Source organism: Asticcacaulis sp. P4_H10 (assembly GCF_056400965.1).
Genome location: NZ_JBFUKH010000008.1, coordinates 331,261 through 337,260 on the forward strand (window position 1 = coordinate 331,261; position 6,000 = coordinate 337,260).

Sequence of the window (6,000 nt, forward strand, 5' to 3'; positions counted from 1 at the left end):
AGAATAAGGCACGCTCAATAGCGCCTTATCGGCGAAAAAAGAAGGTCAAATCTGGAATGCGTTATTCAGAGCGCTTTCCAGAAAGTGTGCAGCGGTTTCTGGATAAAAAGCGTGACCAGGCTTAAAGCGTCTTCCAGTCGATGATCGACAGGCCGTAGCCCTCGAGCGCGGCGGGCTTTGGCCGCGTCGCCGACAGGGCGATCATTTCGCGGACACCGAGATCGATCAGGATTTGCGCACCGACGCCGTAGTCGCGCAAGCCGCGCGCACCCTGCCCCGGCCCGTCTTCGGCGCCGAAACGGTTCGACAGGACCTTGGCGTCCGGATCTCGCAGCAGCACCATGACCGCCGGACCATCGTGTGCCGCCAGAACCTGCATCGCCTGCTCGACGTAATTGGCGCGCATCGAAGCGCCCAGCCCGCCCAGCACATCCGACGCGATATCGAGCTGATGCATGCGCACCAGGGTCGGCTTTCCGGCCTGGGGCAATTGCTTGACCAGGGCCAGATGCTCTGAGCCATCCAGGGTATTGCGATAGACATAGAGACGGAACTGGCCGCCCCACTGGCTATCGAACGGCCGCTCCAGCACGCGCTCGACAAAGCGTTCGGTGCGGCGGCGATAGGCGATCAGGTCGGCGATCGTGCCGATTTTCAGGCCATGCAGCTGGCCGAACTTGATGAGGTCCGGAAGACGCGCCATCGAGCCGTCATCATTGATGATTTCACAGATCACGCCGGCGGGCGCCAGGCCGGCCATGCGCGAAATATCGACGGCCGCTTCGGTGTGCCCCGTGCGAACCAGAACACCGCCGTCGCGCGCCACCAGCGGAAAGACGTGACCGGGGCTGACCAGATCGCGCGAATCCTTGGTGGCATCGATGGCGACAGCAATCGTGTGGGCGCGGTCCTTGGGGGAAATACCGGTGGAGATGCCCTCAAGCGCCTCGATCGACACCGTGAAAGCTGTGCCGTTGCGCGCACCATTATCATGCACCATCGGCGGCAGGCGCAGTTGCTTGGCGCGCTCACTGGTGATTGCCAGGCAGACCAGTCCACGCGCATGTCGCGCCATGAAATTGATGATATCAGGCGTCGCCATCTGGGCTGGAATGATGACGTCGCCTTCATTCTCACGATCCTCGGCGTCGATCAGGATATAGGGCCGGCCATTGCGGGCATCCTCTAGGATGTCTTCGATGGCGGAGACAGGTGATTCCGGATCGTTGGGGATGGCGTTCAAACTCATAGGCTCGACTTTACTGCTGGTTCCGTTTCGAACCACCGCGCGGCATAACGCGCAAGGCGATCGACTTCAAGATTAACGAAGCCACCGACTTGCGTCTGCGACAATGTGGTGTGCGTCCAGGTGTGCGGGATGATATTGACGCCGAAGGTGTCCCCTTCGACCTCATTGATGGTCAGCGAAATGCCATCGAGCGCCACCGAGCCCTTGGGCGCGATGAAACGGTGCAGCGGATTAGGCGCGCGGAACTTCAGGCGATAGCTGTCGCCGTCTCCTTTGACGCTGAGCAGTTCCGCCAGGCCGTCAACGTGGCCGGAGACGATATGTCCGCCCAGTTCGTCGCCGATCTTCAGCGCCCGTTCCAGATTGACCAACTGACCTTCGCGCCACGTACCGAGATTGGTGACGTTGAGCGTCTCATTCGACACATCCAAACGATAGGTATTGGCCGTCTTCGACACCACGGTCAGGCAGCAGCCGGCGTGGCTGATCGAAGCGCCCAGCGCGACGTCGGACAGGTCGAAATCGACCCGCATGATGAAATGCGCGCCGGCATCAGACCGCTCCAACGCCGCAATTGTGCCCATGCTTGAGATAATGCCGGTAAACACTTCTGCCTCTTAACTTAATTCGTAACTTTCCCAGAGGTCATCACCCACCGTCTGTACGGCAAGGCGGTCGAAGCGGTACATCTGCCCCAGGTCCGTTACATTGAGATGGCCGATGACCGGCCGTCCGTCTCCCCCCATTATGGTGGGTGCGCGGAACCATTCAAGGCGATCGACCAGTCCGGCCTGCAGAAAAGCCGTGGCAATCACACCGCCGCCTTCGACAAACAGGCTCTCGATGCCGGCTTTCGACAGAGCATCGAGCGCCGCCACCAGATCGACGCGCTGATGCTTTGTCGGCACCTTGATGGCCTTGACCTGCGCCGCCAGCATTTCTCCCGGCAGGTCGACGGTCGTGACCACCCATGTCGGGATGATGCGCGCGGTCTGGGCCAGTTTGGAGTTCAGCGGCAGGCGCCCACGTGAATCGAGCACAACGCGCGTCGGCTGATAGCCTTCGTAGTTCGGCAGGCGAACGGTCAGTTCCGGATCGTCGGCTATCGCCGTCTCGATGCCGACCAGCACGGCGTCGTGCGCGCTGCGCAGTTCATGGACAACGCTGCGCGCCGGCTCACCCGTAATCCAGCGCGACACGCCGCCGGCCGTGGCGATCTTGCCGTCGAGCGTGGTTGCGAGTTTTAGGGTAATGGAGGGCCGGGCCACTAGGCGTCGTCAGTCGGTGACAGGTCTTGTTCGCCTAAACCGCGCCGTATGTCGTGCGGATCATCGAGGACATCATTGCTCAGGCCTTCGTCGCCGAGAAAGCGCGCAAAGTCAGACGTTTCGCGGAAATCGCGATAGACGCTGGCATAGCGGACATAGGCAACGACATCGAGCGTCCGCAGCGCCTTCATGACCAGTTCGCCAACGGCTTCGGACGGGATATCGGTCTCGCCCATGCTTTCCAGCTGACGGACGATGCCCGACACCATGCGGTCGATGCGCTCCTGCTCGATCGGCCGCTTGCGCAGCGCAATCGAGACGGAGCGTTCCAGCTTTGTGCGGTCGAACGGCGTGCGCCGGCCGGAACGCTTGACGATCATCAGTTCGCGCAACTGTACGCGCTCGAACGTCGTGAAACGGCCGCCGCATTCCGGGCACGACCGCCGGCGACGGATCGCGGCGCCATCTTCCGACGGCCGCGAATCCTTCACCTGGGTCTCGAGATTTCCGCAGAACGGGCAGCGCATCGTCTTAGCCGTAAATCGGGAACTGCGCCGTCAGGGCTTTCACCTTGGCGCGGACCTCGGCCTGGACGGCTTCGTCCGGCGAACCGCTGTTCGACTTCATGCCGTCGACAACGTCGGCGATCAGGTTGCCGATGATGCGGAACTCGGCTTCGGTGAAGCCGCGCGTCGTGCCTGCCGGCGTGCCGAGACGGACACCCGAGGTGATGGTGAAGGGCTGCGGGTCGAACGGAATGCCGTTCTTATTGCAGGTGATGAAGGCGGCTTCCAGCGCCGCTTCCGTCGCCTTGCCGGTCTGGCCCTTGGGGCGCAGGTCGACCGACATGACGTGGCTGTCGGTGCCGCCGGTGACGATGGCCAGGCCGCGCTCGATGAGGGTAGCCGCCAAGACGCGGGCATTGGCAACGACCTGGTGGGCATAGGCCTTGAACTCGGGCTGCAGCGCTTCGCCGAACGACACGGCCTTGGCAGCGATGACGTGCATCAAGGGCCCGCCCTGCAGGCCGGGGAAGACGGCCGAGTTGATCTTCTTGCCGAGGTCCGTATCGTTCGACAGGATCATGCCGCCGCGCGGACCGCGCAGGGTCTTGTGCGTTGTTGTGGTGACGACGTGGGCGTGCGGCAGCGGGTCCGGATAGACGCCACCGGCGACCAGGCCGGCATAGTGGGCCATGTCGACGAACAGGTAGGCGCCAACCGAATCGGCGATCTCACGGAAACGCTTGAAATCGATGTGGCGCGGATAGTTGGACGCGCCGGCAATGATCAGCTTTGGCTTGTTCTTCTTGGCCAAGTCGGCGACCTGGTCGTAGTCGATGACATTGTCGCCTTGCGTCACGCCGTAGGGCACGACGTTGAACCACTTGCCCGACTGGTTGGCGGGTGAACCGTGCGTCAGGTGACCGCCGCAGGCCAGGTCCATGCCCATATAGGTGTCGCCCGGCTGCAGCAGGGTGAAGAAGACCGCCTGGTTGGCATTGGCGCCGGAGTGCGGCTGGACGTTGGCATAGGCGCAGTTGAACAGGGTCTTGGCGCGTTCGATGGCCAGCTTTTCGACCTCATCGACGTACTCGCAGCCACCATAGTAACGGCGGCCAGGATAGCCTTCGGCGTACTTGTTGGTCAGGACCGAGCCTTGCGCTTCGAGGACGGCTTTGGAGACGATGTTTTCCGACGCGATCAGTTCGATCTCGTCCTGCTGGCGGTGCAGTTCGCCCTTGATGGCCTTCAGGATTTCCGAATCGGCCGTAGCCAGGTCGCTGTGGAAGAAGCCTTTGGGGGTAAAAGCGGAAGCGTTCGCGGGAGCGTTCAAGACGGGGAATCCTGTTGGCAAGAATGGAAAGGGAGGATGAGGCAGCGTTTACGCCTTCGGACCCGACAGGGCAACCCTTTAAACGCTTATTCCCGGCTTGCGCGGAGGCGTCGGCGGCCCGCCGTTCAGCTTGTTGCGCAGTTTCTGGACGGCCAGGCGTTTGACGGCTTCTGGATCGTTGACCGGGCCAATGGCAATGGCTTCCTCGCCGGTATCGGCATCGACAGCCGTGCATCGCAGGAAGTTACCGTTGCGCTGGAGTTCGAGATAGATTTCGGACATGGCAGCAGAATAGCTGAATCGGGGGATTTCGCCAACTCCCCGCTACAGGTAACGCAGAATCACGCGTCGCCTACGGCGGTTCAACCCTCTCCCTCCTCCCTAGCGCCGCAGGCGGTGGGGATGTGGCGTTTGCGTTAGCAAACGACGGAGGGGTATAAAGGTCAGAAAATACCCTCCACCGCTGCGCTTTCCCTGGCGGTCCCCACTTCGTGGGGCGGAGAGGGAGGAAAAGCCCTCAACGGCTTGAGATATTGAACGCGTTGCCGTCGGGGTCTGCCCCTTGCGAGAAGGTAATGTCAGGCGACGCCCACAGCTTGCCCATGGGAACGCCCTTGGCGATCAACTCGTCCCGAACGCCTGCGACATCGTCGGCATGAAAGGAGAGCTTGGGATTATGGCCGTTGGGCTTGCCCTTGGCGCCGGCGTGCAGCGCGATCACGCAACCACCTGCATCAAGCTCACGCCAGTCGCCATGATCGGCAAGAACTGCCAGGCCCAACACATCGCGATAGAAGATGGTCATGCCGTCCATATTGTCGGTAAAGTAGATGATATGCGTCAGGCGAAGGCTCATGACGCATACCTCTTGATCAGGCCACGCCCGGCAGGCGCGCGACATTGCAGTGCGTCCACAGCTTGTCCATAGCGCCGACCAGATGGTCCATCATCTCATCCGTATGGTCCGGCGACGGCGTAAAGCGCAGGCGCTCGGTGCCCTTAGGCACGGTCGGATAGTTGATCGGCTGGACGTAGATACCATGATCGTTCAACAGGATGTCCGAGATCATCTTGCAATGCTTGGCATGACCGACCAGCACGGGAACGATATGCGATTCCGATGGGAAGACCGGAATGCCGACCGCCTTGAAACGCTTCATCAGGGTCTGGGCGCGTTCCTGGTGCTGGATGCGCTTTTCGTTATGATCCTTCAGCCAGCGAACGGAAGCCGCTGCACCGGCCATCACCGCCGGCGGCAGCGACGTCGTGAAGATGAAGCCCGACGCCCACGAACGGATGGCGTCGATGACCACCGACTTGGCGGCGATATAACCGCCCATCATGCCGAATGCCTTGCCCAGCGTGCCTTCGATAATGTCGATCTCACCCATCAAGCCGTCGCGCTCGGCAACGCCGGCGCCGCGCAGGCCGTAGAGGCCAACCGCGTGGACTTCGTCGATATAGGTCAGGCAGCCGTACTTCTTGGCGAGGTCGATCGTACCGCGGATATCGGCAATGTCGCCGTCCATCGAATAGACCGACTCGAACGCAATCAGCTTCGGCGCATTGGCGGGTGCGGCCTGCAGCAGTTCTTCGAGGTGCGCGAGATCGTTGTGGCGGAAAACCTTGCGCTCGCCACGGCCGTTG

8 protein-coding genes are annotated in these 6,000 nt (G+C 61.7%); all 8 read right to left on the reverse strand.

The window, feature by feature from the left end:
- Nucleotides 1–121 precede the first annotated feature (121 nt).
- Complete coding sequence (gene ribB, locus AC1DON_RS16295) at nucleotides 122–1,249, reverse strand: 3,4-dihydroxy-2-butanone-4-phosphate synthase (RefSeq protein WP_476935860.1); 1,128 nt, start codon at nucleotides 1,247–1,249, stop codon at nucleotides 122–124.
- The gene (locus AC1DON_RS16300; protein ID WP_476935861.1) at nucleotides 1,246–1,857 is read right to left on the reverse strand and encodes a riboflavin synthase; all 612 of its coding nucleotides are present in this window, start codon (nucleotides 1,855–1,857) and stop codon (nucleotides 1,246–1,248) included. Before AC1DON_RS16300 ends, ribB begins: the two co-directional genes overlap by 4 nt.
- A gap of 9 nt (nucleotides 1,858–1,866) precedes the next feature.
- Nucleotides 1,867–2,517 (reverse strand): RibD family protein, encoded by a 651-nt coding sequence (locus AC1DON_RS16305; RefSeq protein WP_476935862.1) that lies wholly within the window; start codon nucleotides 2,515–2,517, stop codon nucleotides 1,867–1,869.
- The gene (gene nrdR / locus AC1DON_RS16310) at nucleotides 2,517–3,044 is read right to left on the reverse strand and encodes a transcriptional regulator NrdR (protein WP_209717334.1); all 528 of its coding nucleotides are present in this window, start codon (nucleotides 3,042–3,044) and stop codon (nucleotides 2,517–2,519) included. The genes AC1DON_RS16305 and nrdR overlap by 1 nt, the downstream gene beginning before the upstream one ends.
- 4 nt (nucleotides 3,045–3,048) lie before the next feature.
- A complete protein-coding gene (gene glyA / locus AC1DON_RS16315) occupies nucleotides 3,049–4,353 on the reverse strand; it encodes a serine hydroxymethyltransferase (RefSeq protein ID WP_476935863.1) in 1,305 nt (434 codons plus the stop codon).
- 78 nt (nucleotides 4,354–4,431) lie between these two features.
- Nucleotides 4,432–4,635, reverse strand: a complete 204-nt coding sequence (locus AC1DON_RS16320) for a DUF6898 family protein (RefSeq protein ID WP_476935864.1) — start codon at nucleotides 4,633–4,635, stop codon at nucleotides 4,432–4,434.
- A gap of 235 nt (nucleotides 4,636–4,870) precedes the next feature.
- Nucleotides 4,871–5,209, reverse strand: a complete 339-nt coding sequence (locus AC1DON_RS16325) for a VOC family protein (RefSeq protein ID WP_476935865.1) — start codon at nucleotides 5,207–5,209, stop codon at nucleotides 4,871–4,873.
- Nucleotides 5,210–5,225: 16 nt separating this feature from the next.
- Nucleotides 5,226–6,000: 5-aminolevulinate synthase (gene hemA / locus AC1DON_RS16330; protein ID WP_476935866.1), on the reverse strand; the 775-nt coding region annotated here is incomplete at its 5' end.

Bases quoted from the DNA above. Each gene is read 5' to 3' on its own strand.
- ribB (WP_476935860.1), bottom strand. From the start codon at position 1,249: ATGAGTTTGAACGCCATCCCCAACGATCCGGAATCACCTGTCTCCGCC.
- nrdR (WP_209717334.1), bottom strand. From the start codon at position 3,044: ATGCGCTGCCCGTTCTGCGGAAATCTCGAGACCCAGGTGAAGGATTCG.
- AC1DON_RS16320 (WP_476935864.1), bottom strand. From the start codon at position 4,635: ATGTCCGAAATCTATCTCGAACTCCAGCGCAACGGTAACTTCCTGCGA.
- AC1DON_RS16325 (WP_476935865.1), bottom strand. From the start codon at position 5,209: ATGAGCCTTCGCCTGACGCATATCATCTACTTTACCGACAATATGGAC.